This is a genomic window from Ruegeria sp. AB8 (assembly GCF_056542605.1).
In genome coordinates, this window is sequence record NZ_JBQGAB010000020.1 from 48076 (window position 1) to 63937 (window position 15862).

Below are 15862 nucleotides of genomic sequence, written 5' to 3' on the forward strand. Positions count from 1 at the left end.
ACGCGCACACTCGGACATCTGGGTTTCGCCAGAATTAAAGCTGGGAGGTTTCCTGGGACCGGCGGAAATTCGGGCGGATTCAGAGCGAAGGAACTGGATTTCTAGGATCAAAGGTTAACGAAAGATTAAGAAATGGGTTTTGGGAGAGGGACATACCCTGACTTACCCCCCCCTATTTCCGTTAAACAGAAATAGGGGGGGTAAGTCCCCAGCCGTTCACTTAAGTTGTGCCCCCGACGCCTCGTTGGGGGTGTCATTTTGTGGTCAACTTCAGAAAGCTACAAAATGTTGTGGATTCGACGAGGAATTGCTTTTCTGCCGGTTGCCACGAGAGCAATAGATACTTCGCGATTGTGAAAGGTCAGATTCCTTGGTGCGCTGCGATCACAGTTGTCCAGGAAGCCCACAGTTCCCTGCGGGCTTTCAGAACTTTTTTATCCAACGATTTGAAAATTAGTCAATTTTCGCAACATCGTCGGGTTTCCAAGTTTGGTCGAAGAACTCGATACCCGTTCCAAACAGTCGCACAGCTGTCAGGAAGTTTCTTCCCTCAACGGTCTTGATGAAATTGGACTCAGGAGCGCCGTCTGGCAGCGTCGGACCGAAGTAGAGATCAACCGAACCATCATCATTCTTCTCGTAATCGTTGAATTGATTGATAGACGGCATGAACTGGTCAGTTTCCGGCATCGTCCCATCGGTTACGTTGTAGAGCGTTACTGCCCAGAACAGCTTCGCCGGAATACCCGCCGGCAGATGTAGCTTGTAGTGGTGGCTACCATTCAAGAATTCGCCGTCCGCGTCTCTGGCAGTAACCGGATATTTTGCACCACCATTGATAACGCGTTTAACCATTGCTGGTGACGTGCTGTATGCAAATTGCATAAAGGCAGCCCTTTGGTCGATGTCGAGGTAGCCGTCCTGCATAAACTCGGCGGTAGCTCCAGACCAAACGCGTTCATACTGTCTGTCATAGTAATAGAAGTTACGGCCATCCGGTCGACCGACCTGCCTGGAGGCAAAGATCATCTTTGGTGCAACTTCCATCGCCTTGTTCAAGGATTCCATTTGCTTGGCAGTTGGATTAAATGGCTCACCCTTCTTGATGCCGAGGGAAGCCAAAACACCGCGAGTAGCCGGCGGAATGGCCGAGTAAGGCTCATGGTCCACGAACTCTTTCATTTTCGTCCAAAAGTCGAAATCGGTTTCATACATCATGTTGAGGCGCTTGCCCGAGGCGTTCGGGAACTCCATTGCCGGAATATCCTTCTCCACTTCCCAAAGTGGGTAAATACGAATTTGTTCCGCCGTCGCGACCGCCTCGGAGGGATCTGGACCACCATCACCCTGCTTCATGATTGTGCGAAAGAAGATAAACACGTTGTATGTCGGAGACTCGAACGTGTAATATCCGCCATTCGGAACCGGGCCATCGTAGTTGGGTGGAAGAAGGAGATACAGTCCGCCTTTTCCGCCATCTGGACCAGCGGCGCCTACGTCCGTCAACGTTACTTGGAAGAAATCTGTGAGCATGCTCACTGTATTGGGTGGAGCCGCAACAACCAATGGGCCGGTTTCTTTGAGATCTGCGTAACCCATTGAATAAATAACGTCAGCGTTAGGTGTCGGAACCCAGGCGCGGGAGTCCATTCTTTCTTTCCAGATCGGAATGACGTTGTAGCCCGCTCCAAACACTGCCTCAGACCCATCGCGCAGGCCAATGGTGTTCATTGCCGGTAACATGTCGTAGTAGGCCTGAATCGCTCTATGATAGTAGAGTTCGTCTACCAATTTCTGCGCCTCAGACTCCTCAAGCCAGTTGCCATTGTTGATTTGCTGCATCAATGGCGGAAGCTCCGTTGAGACAGTGTCCTCATTTGCATGGGCCTTGGAGGCGCTGGCGCCCGCCGCAATGAGGCTGAGGGCAATTGCCGCCGATAAATGATTGGTAAGAAGTTTCATGTATCTCTCCTAAAAAATTTGATCGGAATTCTTGTGGCTGAAGGCGCCGCTGCGCAACCATCAGACTACTCGACAATGGTGGCCTCTTTGGCTGTCAAAATCACGCATCATTCTTATCCAAAATCTGCAAACATCTCTTGAGACTGGGTTTTTGAGACTAAACTTCCGTCTAATTGCGATGCAGTGTTTCCGATGGCAGGCAGCCGAACAGCCGCTTGTATTGGTTCGTGAAATGCCCTTGATGGTGAAAGCCGTAAGTCGCGGCCACGCTGCCTATTGTAGCCCCATTCGAGATCGCGCCTTGCAGTTCGCGATGCACTCTATTGAGCATCATGCGTCGCAGCCAGGTCGCAGCTGAAAGGCCCGTGACATCTTTGAATGCATAGTGAAGTGTCCTAAGGCTGACACCATAATGAGCGCAAAGAGTGGTCAATCCTATGTTTCCGGTCACGTCGGATAGAACCAGATCTGTTGCGTCCCCCACCAGTCTGGCCGGTCTGGAAACCCGGTGTTCCTTTAGGCCGCCGCCATTTGACTTCACCAGCTCCCAAAGGAACAACTTGATAAACTGATCGGAGAGACGCTTAAGAGCGGCTCTGTCGTCGGAAAAATCTGAGATAGCCCGGTCAATGAGCGATTGTCCCTGATGGCGTAAAGAAGCTGCACCTGCCGTCGAAAGGGTTGAGGCCCCATGCAAGTTGCCACTGATTTCGCCTTTCCCAGATAGCGCCGATGAAATCCGGAACACGTCGTTTTCAGGAACTCCGAGCACCAGCGCGTCGTAGAAATTGGAGGAAATCAGATCGCCGGCCTTGTTTGGTGCTTGCATGAGAACTGTGTCCACGCCCGCTTTCTGGCCGATCCAGTTTGCATCTCCTTGCTGATCGAACGGCAAAGCAAAGGCAAAAGCCCCAGCTGGGGCTGTTCCACGGTAGCGAATTTTTTGTCCCCATCGAATTCTGAGGATCTGGGACTCATTAACCTGCGCCAGCTTGAGGCCACCCTCGAATTGACCGCCCGACAACTGGTCATACTCCTGATCCCAGTTGACGACTGCGTCGCTTAGCTCTTCAAAGCTTTGCGTTTTAAGGCTGAACGGCTCAACTATATCATCGTGGCTTTGCATCCATCGAATCCCAACAACGATACCTAACTGACGCAAGGCTACTCCGATGTCGCTTCGACTCCAAAAGGGTTATTCTTTGACGCCCTTCGGCAAAGACACGCTCTCATGCGAAAGGATGATTTTCGCTGGTGGCTTGTCGGTCGTTCTATCGATGTATTTGCTGGCCCTGTACCCCGAAGTCAGTGTCTTTCTGATCGGCATCGTTGCTGGTGTGCTATTGGTCAGTGAAGGCGCGGGCTATGTGAGATACGCATATGGCCTTAAGAACGACATTTCCATGTCCCTGTGAAACGAGGTCATGCCAATTCTATTCTGATCACGCTACCAATCGGGTGCAAAGCGAAATCGAACAGCAATACTTGTCCCAACGTGCGCGGCGTAGCCTGACAATAAAATTGGCTTACTGGTCCATTTCAAAACCAAACTAGGCAACTCACAACGAAAGCGGACTGTCTCGGCTACAAAGAAAAACCAATTACCGAACCTTATGCAACCGTAGTAACCGGAGGCGTACAATGAAGCTGCTCGAAAAGCCAAGCTGACGATATCCAGATCCGAACTAGAAACTGAAACCAAAGAAGTTCAGCGGCAGTTTGAACAGAATTCAGAAAACGAAAACTGATCGTTCGGTAAACTCCAAACTAACCTGTCAGAGCGTCGTGGCTGTGCAGGTTTATCGTCTGCGTCGGATAGGCAAGCTCTGTATTTGCCGCCTGTACTGCCTCAAGGATCTTGAGCGACAGACGCTCATTCACCTGAAGGAAATTGTCATAATCAGGGTTGTTTGTCCAAGCATAGAAAATCAGCGTTACGGCGCTGTCCGATAGTCCTTCGACATAGACATGTTGCGGAGCATCCTCTGACAACTCAAAATCTCCACTGGTCGTCAGGTGCTCCCGCAACGCATTCCGAACTTGCAAGACCTGAGCCTCGGCACTGCTCAATACCAAAGGTATGGAAAGCAAGACCCGCCGATGGTGGCGATGCGAGAAATTGAGAACAACCGCATTGGACAACTCGGAATTCGGGACATAGCGGGGAATCTGATCGAACCCCCGGATAAGGGTGGAACGCAGGTCGATGGCCTCGACCGTGCCGACAAAAGATCCGTCGATCTGGATTGCGTCCCCGACTGCAAAGCGCTTCTCGCTCATGTTGTTCATACCTGCGACAAGGTTGCGGATTAGGTCCTGCGTCGCAATGGCCAGCCCGGCCCCCAACACACCAACCCCGGTCAACGCGGCACTGATGTCGACCTGCCAGACTTCCAGAAGGGAGGTGATACCAAACAGAAGGATGCCAAAACGGGCAACGCGCTCCATCCACCCGGTTTCCATTCGGACGTCCGAAAAGCGGTCGCTTTGAAGCAGGGATACAAAAGGTCCACTCAGGTTGTACCAACCGGAAAACACAGCAATCACGGCCACCGAAGCCAGAATTCGCCTGAACAGATCGACGGGCATTCTGGGAAAGTTCAAAACCTCCATAACCCCAAAGACGGCAAAGGTCACAAGGAGAACCGATGTCGTTCGTGTCAATTCCTGCACAACACTGTCCGAGATATCGATGGACAACCGCTTTAGTAAGGCCGAAATCAGCGCCATGATCCAGCGGGACAAAGACTTCCGACAGAGGACGACAACCACAAGGAAGACCACCGAGGCAACGACAACGCTCAGGTCCAAGCCGTCCAGCCAGTGATCAAACCGGTCGCGCACTTCGACAAAAGTGTCCATTGACGGGATATCACTGTCTTCCACCTGGGAAACCACCTTTCTTCATTGACCTAGGCAGTAAGTAAGCCCAAACCAGCGCTTGTTTCGTTCTCAAAAATAGCATCCAAAACTCTTTACGAATAATCCAGTTCTTTCTGGAGAACCTGATTAACACTTTCGGTAAAACCGAAATGGGTACACCGACCAAAAAAATGTCCTCGCAAAAGCTCCGATAATTGGCAGAATTTTCTCACTGTTGCATACTCAGTCTCAATTGATTTTTCCGCGCCGAACGTCCAACCCTCAAACCTTGCGGTCAGTTGGCGCAAGCTGAAGAGGGCCCAATTGTGTCTACAATTCTGATCCTGTTGCTGATCCTCCTGGAGGCCACTGCCATCTGGTTCGCCTGGCGGGCGATCTCATCGGCCCGAACGTCTCAAGGCGCCGTAGGTTGGGTTGTTTTCCTAGTTACCGCCCCATATCTGGGCGTTCCGCTGTATCTGTTTCTGGGTCATCACAAGTTCAGTAAATACCTGACCGGGCGCCGAAACAGCGAAGAGGTGATCGAGGGCATCAAGACTTTTCGCGAAGCCCATGCACCTGAGGTTCCCACCGAGTTTCCTTCCGAGGCATTGGAACGAATTTCGGAACTCCCTGTGGTGCGTGGCAACAACATGCGCATTCTGATTGACGGGAACGAGACATTCGATGCGATCTTTGAGGCCATTGATGCTGCGCAGAACTACATTCTGGTTCAATTCTACATTGTGCACGATGACGAACTAGGGCGGGTTTTGCGGGACCGCCTGATCGCCGCTGCAAAACGCTCGGTCACGGTTCGGTTCATGTGCGATCCGGTCGGCAGCATCAAATTGCCTAACACCTATCTCAACGAGCTTCGTGCGGGCGGCGTTCGCGTGGTGGATCCCAGTCAGATGCGGGGGCCGAAAAACCGGTTTCAACTCAATTTCCGCAATCACCGCAAGACTGTGGTCGTGGACGGAACGGTCGGATTTACTGGTGGGTTGAATGTTGGTGACGAATACATGGGGCGAGACCCGAAGTTCGGTGACTGGCGCGATACGCATGTGGAACTTCGTGGTCCGGTCGTTTCGCAATTACAACTTGTTTTTGTGGAAGACTGGCACTGGGCAACCGAAGAAATCCTGATTCCGGACATGAACTGGGAGGCAGGTCACATGGCTGAAAACATGTCCGGCCTGATCGTGCCAACCGGCCCTGGGGATGAGATGGAAACCGGCGCACTGTTCTTCTTCACGGCCATCGCAAATGCCAAAAAACGGATCTGGATTGCCTCGCCCTATTTTGTACCCGATGCCGATGTGCTCACAGTCTTGAAGCACGCCGCTCTGCAAGGGGTTGATGTACGCATTCTGGTTCCTGAGGTCATCGACCACAAAATCCCCTGGCTTGCGGCCTTCGCCTATTTCGACGAAATTCGGCACGCTGGTGTGCAGGTCTGGAGATACCAATCAGGCTTCATGCATCAGAAGGCTTTGGTCGTGGATGATACACTGGCCGCGATTGGCACCACGAATATGGACAACCGCTCCTTCCGCCTGAATTTCGAGGCAATGGCCGTTTTCTTCGACAGCCGCGCTGCCAAGGCGACCGCCTCCATGTTGGAAAAGGACTTTGAGAGGTCATTTGTTCTGAACAAAACGCTGACACAGCAGCCCCGGCACATCCGCGTCGGAGCCCCGATTGCAAGGCTGTTCTCGCCGGTGCTGTGACGGTCAGGAAGAGGCGCCAGGCAGCGCGAATTTCAGCCTTCGCGGCAGAACCGAGATTTCGAACGTTGTGTCCACCATCGGTTCCCCATCAAGATTCAAATGAAACGGCTTTTCGGTTTCCAGAACCGCCTGCTTGAAACGACTGCGCTGAACAAGTCCTGCAATCGGGTCGGTCAAGTCCGGCAAGCGTCCGAAAGGCAGGTTTTCCGGAAGCAGCCCATCGGTTGTCAAAACCCCCAGATCGAGCAACCCGTCGAACATGTCAGCGTCAGGCGTGACCTCAAACCCGCCTCCGGCGTAACGGTTGTTGCCTATGACGAGGGCGGAAATGGACGCCGAATGCGGCTCTGACCCATCCAGAGAAATCCGGGCCTGTGTCGGCTTCAGTTCCGAAAGCCGGGCCAGACCAGTCAAAGTATAGGCCAAACCGCCCAGATGTTTCTTGACCTCCTTAGGGGTCGTCGCGGTGATCATCGCCCCAAAGCCGCCACTGGCGACGTTCACGAAAGGGCGACCGTTGACCAGCCCGACATCAATTGGCCTTGCCTCACCCGTTGTCGCCCGCTTTAGCGATGTAGTGAGATCCAATCCATCATCACCGTAAGATCTGGCAAAGTCGTTGGCGGTGCCAAGGGGGATAAGCCCCATCGTTACGTCCGGCCCCGCATCACACCGCAACAGGGCACTGGTCACAGCGTTGAGCGTCCCGTCTCCCCCTCCTGCAACAAAGTGAGTCACCCCTTTAGCCAATCGCTTGCGGATCAACTTGCGCAACTGTTTGCCTGACCATGGGATAGTGACCTCGATGCCGAGTTCCTTTTCCAGAGGCCGGACCGCCGCTCTGACGTCAGGGCGGGCGGCGGATTTCCGGTTAAGAATGAGCAGCGCGCTACGAACCATGTTACCAATCTCCGCTTAGGTCTTGAGGTTCTTGATCACAGCTTTGGCAACCGATCCCGCCAGCCCCGGAGCGAATGTCCCGAGTGGGTCCCGCGCCATCTTCTTGAGCGCATCCGCGGCAGACTTGGCTTCTTCTGCTGCAACGCGCAATTCGGCTTCGATGTCCTCCAGCGCCATGTCGCGCACCTCGGCCACAGGGGCGATCTCCTCGGCAACCTTCGAGTTGTTGGCAAGCGCTACCAAAAGAATGGCAAGCGCCAAGTTAACTAGTGCGACTATCAGTGCTGCCGCTGGCCGAGAAATCATGTCAGACAAGGCAAAGAACGCTGCAACATTGAGCATGATCAAACCCACCCCGGCGGCAATGCCCGCCGCTGCCATCAAGCCGGTCTGCCGTCGGAGCACCGCAAGATGACGCTGTGCAATAAGGCGCTCGGAGCGCAGGACGATTGAGATGTTTCTTGAAATTCGGTTCATATCCCGTCTCCTATCTTGAGCGACCGATCAAATAACCCAGAGCAAACACTCCAAGCGCAAGCAGTATCGTCTTTTTGTGCGGAACGTCGTCGAACTCGGCCAAGAGATCGGCGATGTCCTTTTCCAAGTTTGGGGGTTCGGCCGCTTCTTCCTTGGCTTCGGTTGCCACGGCTTCCGATTCAGGGGCCGCAACCAACTCTGGTCGCTCAGCCAGTTGCTGACGCAATGCTGCAAGTTCCATCTCAAGCTCGGCTTTAGTAGCCATTATGACTTATCCTCCAACGCTGACTTAACGATTGACTAAGGACACATTCCTCAACCCGCCAGGTCCAAATTGTTCGAACCACCCAGAAAGGCAAAAAAGTCTTCTTGCGCAAAAACTGTCCCCGCGGACACGCTGAATATGCAACGCCAAATAGTGTCCCGGATCAAGTGAGATGGCTATTCGGTTCGTGTAATGGAAAACTTGGTTGGTATCCTGTCCACTGGGTCCATATTGTCCTTTGGAAAGCTCCTGAGCCAGACCCATGGTCTGCCAATCACAAACCTGTTGAGGATGTTCAGTCGAAATTTCTGAAAATTGGCGCAACACGGAGATGTAAAAACCACCTTGTCTGGGGCTCCTCCATCGCGCTGCTCTGGACTATTCTGAACTTGTTGAAGACGCAGAAAAAAGCTTTGCTTTGTCCGGTCAGACGATCAACGTAGACACAGCATCTGAAATCTTTTCGTTGATACGGACCTAAGGGTGCCCGACGAGACAGCGTGATCCAGCACAGGGATAAGCCGAATAGATCCCATGAAACGCATTCTGCATCTGATGGTTTCGACAGCCGTTCGCTTTGACCGCAACGATGGGTGGGCGCACAGCAGTCATATTGCTCTGTCAATGCTGCTGGCTTTGTTCCCATTCTGTATTTTTGCACTTTCGCTCGCAGGGCAGCTCCACGCCGACATCAGCACGCAGGAATTGGCAGATTTCGTACTTGGAGCTTGGCCTGACGACCTGGCGGAACCAATTGAGCGCGAGATTTTGGCCGTTCTGGAAGCAAGCGATACGACCAAAATTACCTTTGGCGCTGTCCTCGCCGTTTTCTTTGCTTCGAACGGTATTGACGCCATTCGTAAAGCGGTCTCAGGCGCATACTACGAAACAGATACCAGACCGATGTGGTACACACGCCTGATCTGCATCCTATTTGTACTTTTTGCAGCTTTCGTTCTTAGCCTTGGGGGTCTTCTGACCGTCGCACTACCGGCTTCTTTCAGCTTTGTAGAAGAGTCAGCACCCGAACTGTATTCGGCGTTGTTTTCGAGCGAAATCCTCAGAGGAACAATCGCAGTTATGTTTCTAACCTTGCTAGTCACGGCTAGCCACATTTGGCTTCCGCAAACTCACAGACCTTTGAGACGCGTGTTCCCTGGGGTCTTTGTGACCCTCGTATTGTGGGGGATTTGTGGCTGGGGGTTCTCAATCTACATTCGTGATATATCAACTTACAGCGCAACATATGCGGGGCTTTCCGGCATCATGGCGACTATCGTGTTTTTGTATTTTATGGCGGCCGTGTTCATTTTGGGCGCTGAATTTAATGCCCAGAATGCCGAAACGGAAAGCTCCATCTGACATTTCGACCTATTCGAGTCCCGCCTGGACAACACGCTTGCAGTGATCTCTAGCACGTTTTTCACGCCACGCAGCGTTTCTATCGTCACTTTGGCTTTGAACTGATCCGTCAAACTCCGGGGCTTCGTCAATTTCGTATCTTTCCAATGTGGTCCGATACAATTTCGCCAGCCGTCTGATTTTCACAGACCACTTATGACGGTTCAAAGCAGTTCTCTTTTTTAAGTTTGGAGGATCAAAGAAACTGCATGTTTAGGGCGAAATAGACCTGCATCTTTGGTTGGCCAGCGCCCTTGTCGCGAACCGACCATTGCGGTTCTACAAACAGGTTGAAGACGGTCTTGTCACGCTTGATGACTTTGCCCAAGCGAATGCCTAGGGGGACAGAATAGTTGTGATTGCGAAAGTTGTATGTCCAGATCGGCGCGCCGCCGGTGTACCAGCCTTTGCCTAGCTGGTAGAAGGCAAAGGGTTGAAAAGCACCCAGACTGACCCGCGGTTTGCCCTTGGTGTCGCCAACCCCTCCACGCCAGGTCAGCAGGTATCCGTACTGGAACTTGGGCGATGTGGCATTGAAATAGACATTGGCGATGCCCAGCTGCCATTGATCCGATCCCAGCCGATTGTCGGTCGCCGTTGGCGCGACAACCTCCGGTCCTACCGCAAAACTGATTGCCGGGTTGCCGGTATCTATCTGGTAGGCGGCAAAAATGTCAAAATCACCGATCCCATTGACGGTCGATCCCCCGGTGCCGACCGGGAAGCTGTTGTACGGCAGCGAGGCGCGGATCAGCCATTTGGAATTCCCCCATTGCACGGGTTTGGCATAGCGCAATACAAACTGGTTTCCCGATTGGTTTCCCGGCCCGGTGAACTCGTCGATGTAGTAGTTCTGAATGTTGAACGCCGTTATGTCGGCCAGCGGGTTGTTTGCCTGTGCTTCTGCGTTCTGCGCAGCGGCTTCTTCCGAGTGCAGAGCTAATGCAGTCAGAGTGGCAAGAACCAACACCCTGAAAATTGAAAAATACCTAGAAGAAGTCATATACCAATTCCTTTCCAACAGGGTACAAACGCCGCCGTTTTAGTGCTGTGGGTTTGATTTACCTAAAGTCCGTCATATTCGGCGGCGACGGATTGGGGTGATCCTTCAGCGTGGCGAGATAGGTGTTGATGATTTGCAGATAAGGCGCCATCGCCCAGCCTGCGCCGGCATGAGCTAAGTTCACTCGTTCCTTTGGGTCCGCTTCGATGTTAAAAATCTGCGGGAAGCCGGCGGTATCGGTGATCGCACCCATGTAGCCGCCTACAGCCGGGTTGGTTTCGGTAACCCCGACTTCGAACGGATAAAAACGGAATTGCCTCCAGCGAACGGCGGCGATGCGGTCGCCGATGAAGGTGATAAGACTTTCGCGGGCCGATGTGTCCGAGTTACCAAGCAAGAAATCAGATTGGTCCACTCCGTCAATGGGGCGGTCGGTTGGGATATCTGCGCCAATCAAGTTGGCAAGTGTCGGGAAAAAGTCGTGAATGGCAAACATCTCGTTGCTGACCCTTGGTTCGACTGCTCCCGGCCACCGGATCATACCCGCCGTGCGGATTGAGCCTTCGTAGGCGTCCCCCAATTCCCCTCTGAATGGCCCGTTGTCGCCCTGATGCACTTCGTCCAAAGACGTTGCGGTCACCGTCGCACCATTGTCCGAAATCCAGATTACCATTGTGTTGTCGCGGATGCCCGCCTGATCGATAGCAGCCAGAACCTCGCCGGTGCGAATGTCCAACTCCATAACCGAGTCGCCGTATTTGCCAGCGCCAGACATGCCCATGAATTCGTCGGTTGTGTCATTAGGGAAGTGTGGCCGGGTCCACCCGATCATCAGGAAGAATGGGGCCTCCGCCTTGGCTTGCTCCGTGATGTAGGCGGCAGCCGTAGTGGCAATGTCACCTTCGATCTGTTTGCGGTATTCGAAATCATAGGGCCGCACAAAGGAGGTTTCGCCCGGCCCCCTGGCCTCGATGATCTTCGCACCGTATGCCTCTGCTTCGGCATCCGACATACCAAGCGCCTTGATATTTGTGCTGTAGGCGGAACTGTCGCTCGTGCCGGAAAATCCCACCAGCCATTGATCAAAACCCTGGTTCTGTGGCTGGCTGACAGCCTGCGGACCCAAGTGCCATTTGCCGACATAGGTCGTGTCATAGCCGACTGATTTGAACAACTCACCCAAGGTGACGTCATCTTCCTGCAACCCGCCACCGGCCCCGGGCGCGATCACCAGGGACATGCCGTTGCGGATGGAATACTGCCCGGTCTGCAATGCCGCCCGCGACGGAGTACAGCCCGGTTCCACCATGAATTGCGTCAGTCGCAGGCCCTCGGAGGCAAGCTGGTCGATATGTGGGGTGCGCATCCCGCCCCGGGTGCCACCGTTGTAAACACTGAGATCACCGAACCCGAGATTGTCGGCCAGCATCAACACAACATTGAGACGTTGCTGAGCGATGGCAGCAGTCGAGGCAAATGCAAACAAAATCCCGACAAATACAGCCGCATAGCGCAGTTTCATAGTGTTCCCCTTTTGAGGTTTGAAAAGTTGATGCCGCTGGCTCGACAGAGTTGTCATCACTATCCTGGCGGAAACGCGGGTCCTGTCCCACGCTTCCATTTGCGCTCAACCTTCAGGGGTGTACCAGATCGGCGAGGTGTAGGCCCTGTCCTGCAAGATCATAGGAACCTCTGGCGCCATTTCGATGCCATAATACTTCGCGTCATGAGCTTGCCAGGTCGGCTTGGGGATCTCCAAAACGCGAACATAGTAAAAGGCGCGCTGGGAAGGATCGAAGTCCGGATCGGTCCAAACCACAGCCAGCATCGGATCACCAACGGTATTGGTATAGCTGGCGTTGGCGATATCCACCGTGTTGCCAACATCGCTGTCGCAGGCATGATTGCTAATCGTACGACCGTCAGAACAGGCCATGTCGTAAACCTTTTCCGAGGTTGTCCCATCTGCATTAAGCCAGCCTTTGACCATCTGTAGCCGGTCTAGGTTCGCATTATCTGGATCACGCAGGGCGCGTACCATGAAGGTTGGTGCCTCGTCGGCTGGCGCATTTGTCAGGTCTCCCCCCATCGGCACACCTGCGGCATAGCCACGCTCAGCGAAATCGGGCCGTTCCACCTCGTCTACTTTGAAGTCCCAACCACCGAAGACCCGCACGGTTATGCGCGACCCTGTAGTGGCGTAAACTTCTTTGCGGTTGATCGCGTCAAACAGCGCTTCCCGGGTATTCTCGCGAGCCCAGACACCGGTCAGGCCGGAAGCCAGAGTTTCCCAGTTGTAGTAATCGGTTCCCTCCAGTTCGCCCTTCATGAAGACATGGCTCCAGCGACCCGGATCCGGTTCAGCCGGAGGGTTTTTGCCAAAGAAGTTGTCCTCGCGGGTAGTGACCAAAGAGGTATGCGCATCAGTCGAACCAATCATGCCGAACTTAAACGGGTTGGCGCCTAAGGTTGCCTCATGTCTCAGACCAAGTCGTAAGGCAGATCGAGCGTATTGATGCGGCAACATCTCTTCCGTGATCCGATTGCGCCCACCAAGGTCTCCTTTGTCCCAAGTGCCAAAATCGGCCCAGCGATCATCTGGCGAGAGGGCCGGATGAGTTTCACCATCCCCCTTGATCTGCGTCATCTCGTAGATCGGTTCAAAGCGCATCCGCTTCCTAGCATAGGATTCATCTAGCGGTTCGCCATTGTTGCGGTTGTCAGAAAACATCAACCCGGTGCCCCAATTGCCATTGTGCGCGGCCGCAAGAGTACGCCCTCCTGTGTTGTTCTCGTAGGCTTCCATCCAATCCCAAAGGTCTTCAGGATCGTCCGAATCAAAGGTTGCAAAGGGAATAATCTGGCCAGCGCGATCCGCACCATCGCGGAACATAACCACTCGGTGCAGATTGTTGCCGTTAGAGGAGGACGACCACTCAAACCCAATGATCGACGTAAACACACCGGGGTCATAATACTGTTCAGCGTAGGCTGTTGATTTATCCCAAGCCGTACGCTGAATCGAAGGGTTTTCGACCAGATTTTCTAGTCGGGCAGCGGAGTCCACAACCTCATAGAAAGCTTGCATTCCCTGATCCGGATCGCCGCTTTGGCGCATCTTGTACCAGCGCGCGGTTACCGGATCTTCTTGAATGACCGGATCGCCTTTGGTCAGCATGTCCGCCAGCCCGAAATACTCGGCATGGTCAGCCACAACCAACCAATCCAGAGGCCGATGAAGCCTAACGCGGCTACCAGTGCTAGATACCATTTCTTCACCACGGGCAAATCGATAGGCATCGCCTGGATCCAAAGTATTTCCAAAAAAACCGCCATCAATGGAATACGACGTGTGGAGGTGGGTGTCTCCCCAGAACACCTGATTAGGCATGTGCTGGTCGACAAAAGGTGAATAGTCTGGGGTGTTCACACCGACGTCAGCGGGATCAAGTGTACCGTAGCCAAGACCTTCTTCCCGGTCCTGTGCGGCAGTTGCGGTTCCTAAACCTGCTACAAGGCCTAAGGAAACTAGGCTCGAAGTCAGTCTGTTCATAGCATTCTCCTCGGACTTCTTAGTGACATTTCTCCTGTGGCGTCTCTTGCTCAAGTACGCGAGTTTCGGTGCCACGACGGGCGGATGCCTTATCGCAGGCGGCAGTTTTGTATCACTTCGTGTATTCGTCGAAATTCTCTACCCGGTGGATGTTTGGCAATTGGTAGGTGCCGTCAAAGAACTCGGCATGTGCCCCGTACGCCCGGATATACGGGAACCAGCCCCGGCCTGGTAGTGTACGGACATAGTTGGTTTCCCACCCCTTCGGAGCGGCGTCCGGCCCCAACATCACGGCAAAGGACCCGTCCTCGTTCTTTCTCGGTTTGTGCTCGAGACTGTCGATGGTCACATCATCTCCAGACTCAAGCCCGCGATTGTCCAAAAGAACACGTGTGTCAGGATCATAGATCGTTAGCGACCAGAACAAGTCTGTCTTTGGTTCTCGGTCAAACAGCATAACATATCGCTGTTCGCCCTTGAGCCGCTCTCCATTCGAGTCTTCGAACTTGGCGACATATCCCTGCGCTTTCCCGGGCCGGGGTACGGTCATCGAAGGTGAGGTCAATTGCGCCTCGTAGGTATACCGGGCCCGGGGATCAAAAATGTCAAAGTTCTGAGTGCTTTGATCGTACTTGATTCCGTCACCCCATTCCCCGCCGAGCACGTAGCGCCAGTCGAACTCTCGCAAAACGCCATCCAGACGTTCGCTGAACACGAAGGACTTGGCCATCATCTCGCCCACCTTGGCCCCGTCCAGCAGCGCCGCTGTTTGACGTTCGTTCGGTTCGAACGGCTTCCCTCTCTCGATGCCAAGAGACCGCAGCCAATACATGAACAGGCGGTCTCGTTCGGCAAGATGCTCATTGTTGATAGCGGCGTGCAGGACTTTCCAGAATGCCATGCCACGAGGCTGAATCGTCGGAAGGAACTTGTCCCCGCCGGGGTGAACCGTCGTGGCCGGTTCGGAACCGTAGCGATACATCTGAATCTGGTTCCAGGTTTTCTGCACTGTATCCACATCCGCTCCGGCCACTCTAGCCAGAACGACGGCCCGGTCTGTTCCGATCTCGTGAACCTGGAAGTCATCGCCAAGCTTTTTCTGGTCGGGTCGCATGTGTTGTGGCGTGTTCGGGCCTACAATGACGTGCTTGCCGCCTTTGCCTTCAAACGGTCCGAAGATGCCAATATCCGTCGGAGATTCCTGCCACATGTCGATGACCATGCCGATGACGATCCCCGGCGGGACATCCAGCACAGTCGCGGCACCCTTAGTGTTGAGCAGACCCAAGGCGTAGTTTGTAGTTTCGTTCGCAGTCAGGTATCCGCGACGCTCGTTAAACGACTCGATCCGTACGAAATCACCGTAGTCAAAGTCGAAGTTGTTGAAGTAATTCTGGGCAAGCCGTTCCTGCGCTACGATTGGCAAGGCCCACAGATACAGCTGTGCGGCTCGTTGGTGGTCGATCAACTCATAAATCCGAGCAGCAGATTCTTCCGTTGGAAAACTGTGTTCGAGATCAAAATCACCAAAGAAGGTTTCGACAGATCCCGTGACCGGCATCGCTGCGGAGAACTCGTCATCGCTTTGAATGTCAGACAGCCGCATCTCTTCGGCTACTGCATGTGTGCCCAAAAAGGCAAAGCTCGTGAGAGCCGACACCAGCAATAAGATTTTAGCTTTCATAATCTAAACCTCCAACAAAGGG

Annotated in this window: 13 protein-coding genes; 3 read left to right on the forward strand and 10 right to left on the reverse strand. The window is 53.6% G+C overall.

Features of this window, described 5'->3' with window-relative positions; genetic code table 11:
- Positions 1-453: 453 nt before the first annotated feature.
- Together ACR0CG_RS18730 and ACR0CG_RS18735 are read right to left on the reverse strand one after the other, a co-directional pair.
- Complete coding sequence (locus ACR0CG_RS18730; RefSeq protein ID WP_170352520.1) at positions 454-1962, reverse strand: DUF1254 domain-containing protein; 1509 nt, start codon at positions 1960-1962, stop codon at positions 454-456.
- Between the two features lie 169 nt (positions 1963-2131).
- A complete protein-coding gene (locus ACR0CG_RS18735; protein ID WP_170510425.1) occupies positions 2132-3124 on the reverse strand; it encodes a helix-turn-helix domain-containing protein in 993 nt (330 codons plus the stop codon).
- A 10-nt stretch (positions 3125-3134) separates the two neighbouring features.
- Here ACR0CG_RS18735 and ACR0CG_RS18740 point away from each other — a divergent pair, with 10 nt between their 5' ends.
- The gene (locus ACR0CG_RS18740; RefSeq protein WP_170648516.1) at positions 3135-3377 is read left to right on the forward strand and encodes a hypothetical protein; all 243 of its coding nucleotides are present in this window, start codon (positions 3135-3137) and stop codon (positions 3375-3377) included.
- Positions 3378-3729: 352 nt separating this feature from the next.
- Here the strand turns inward: ACR0CG_RS18740 and ACR0CG_RS18745 are convergent, their stop codons facing one another.
- Positions 3730-4848 (reverse strand): mechanosensitive ion channel family protein, encoded by a 1119-nt coding sequence (locus ACR0CG_RS18745; protein ID WP_170648514.1) that lies wholly within the window; start codon positions 4846-4848, stop codon positions 3730-3732.
- Positions 4849-5150: 302 nt separating this feature from the next.
- Between ACR0CG_RS18745 and cls the strand changes: the two genes are divergently transcribed.
- Positions 5151-6557, forward strand: coding sequence for a cardiolipin synthase (gene cls / locus ACR0CG_RS18750; RefSeq protein WP_170510416.1), 1407 nt, complete (start codon positions 5151-5153; stop codon positions 6555-6557).
- Between the two features lie 3 nt (positions 6558-6560).
- On the opposite strand, the gene ACR0CG_RS18755 is transcribed toward cls, so the two are convergent.
- From ACR0CG_RS18755 to ACR0CG_RS18765, 3 genes are read right to left on the reverse strand one after another with little or no spacing between them, the layout of a single operon-like run.
- Positions 6561-7457 carry a YegS/Rv2252/BmrU family lipid kinase gene (locus ACR0CG_RS18755; RefSeq protein WP_170510412.1) on the reverse strand — a complete coding sequence of 299 codons (897 nt, stop codon included), beginning with the start codon at positions 7455-7457 and terminating at the stop codon, positions 6561-6563.
- 15 nt (positions 7458-7472) lie between these two features.
- A complete protein-coding gene (locus ACR0CG_RS18760) occupies positions 7473-7934 on the reverse strand; it encodes a hypothetical protein (protein WP_170510409.1) in 462 nt (153 codons plus the stop codon).
- 10 nt (positions 7935-7944) lie between these two features.
- Positions 7945-8199 (reverse strand): hypothetical protein, encoded by a 255-nt coding sequence (locus tag ACR0CG_RS18765; protein WP_170486474.1) that lies wholly within the window; start codon positions 8197-8199, stop codon positions 7945-7947.
- A gap of 534 nt (positions 8200-8733) precedes the next feature.
- On the opposite strand from ACR0CG_RS18765, the gene ACR0CG_RS18770 reads away from it, so the two are divergent.
- On the forward strand, positions 8734-9561 hold the full coding sequence (locus ACR0CG_RS18770; protein ID WP_170510406.1) for a YihY/virulence factor BrkB family protein: 828 nt from the start codon (positions 8734-8736) through the stop codon (positions 9559-9561).
- Positions 9562-9796: 235 nt separating this feature from the next.
- Here the strand turns inward: ACR0CG_RS18770 and ACR0CG_RS18775 are convergent, their stop codons facing one another.
- The 4 genes from ACR0CG_RS18775 to ACR0CG_RS18790 all read right to left on the reverse strand — a co-directional run bounded on the left by ACR0CG_RS18775 (position 9797) and on the right by ACR0CG_RS18790 (position 15840).
- Entirely contained in the window at positions 9797-10603 is an 807-nt protein-coding gene (locus ACR0CG_RS18775) for a hypothetical protein (RefSeq protein ID WP_170510403.1), read from the reverse strand.
- A gap of 58 nt (positions 10604-10661) precedes the next feature.
- Positions 10662-12125, reverse strand: a complete 1464-nt coding sequence (locus tag ACR0CG_RS18780) for a sulfatase-like hydrolase/transferase (RefSeq protein ID WP_170510400.1) — start codon at positions 12123-12125, stop codon at positions 10662-10664.
- Between the two features lie 105 nt (positions 12126-12230).
- Positions 12231-14231 (reverse strand): DUF3604 domain-containing protein, encoded by a 2001-nt coding sequence (locus ACR0CG_RS18785; protein WP_480526806.1) that lies wholly within the window; start codon positions 14229-14231, stop codon positions 12231-12233.
- Between the two features lie 37 nt (positions 14232-14268).
- The gene (locus ACR0CG_RS18790) at positions 14269-15840 is read right to left on the reverse strand and encodes a DUF1214 domain-containing protein (protein WP_170469318.1); all 1572 of its coding nucleotides are present in this window, start codon (positions 15838-15840) and stop codon (positions 14269-14271) included.
- Positions 15841-15862 lie beyond the last annotated feature (22 nt).

Coding starts and splice junctions, on each gene's coding strand:
- ACR0CG_RS18730 (WP_170352520.1), bottom strand. CDS start 1,962: ATGAAACTTCTTACCAATCATTTATCGGCGGCAATTGCCCTCAGCCTC.
- ACR0CG_RS18740 (WP_170648516.1), top strand. CDS start 3,135: ATGTCGCTTCGACTCCAAAAGGGTTATTCTTTGACGCCCTTCGGCAAA.
- ACR0CG_RS18755 (WP_170510412.1), bottom strand. CDS start 7,457: ATGGTTCGTAGCGCGCTGCTCATTCTTAACCGGAAATCCGCCGCCCGC.
- ACR0CG_RS18760 (WP_170510409.1), bottom strand. CDS start 7,934: ATGAACCGAATTTCAAGAAACATCTCAATCGTCCTGCGCTCCGAGCGC.
- ACR0CG_RS18765 (WP_170486474.1), bottom strand. CDS start 8,199: ATGGCTACTAAAGCCGAGCTTGAGATGGAACTTGCAGCATTGCGTCAG.
- ACR0CG_RS18770 (WP_170510406.1), top strand. CDS start 8,734: ATGAAACGCATTCTGCATCTGATGGTTTCGACAGCCGTTCGCTTTGAC.
- ACR0CG_RS18775 (WP_170510403.1), bottom strand. CDS start 10,603: ATGACTTCTTCTAGGTATTTTTCAATTTTCAGGGTGTTGGTTCTTGCC.
- ACR0CG_RS18780 (WP_170510400.1), bottom strand. CDS start 12,125: ATGAAACTGCGCTATGCGGCTGTATTTGTCGGGATTTTGTTTGCATTT.
- ACR0CG_RS18790 (WP_170469318.1), bottom strand. CDS start 15,840: ATGAAAGCTAAAATCTTATTGCTGGTGTCGGCTCTCACGAGCTTTGCC.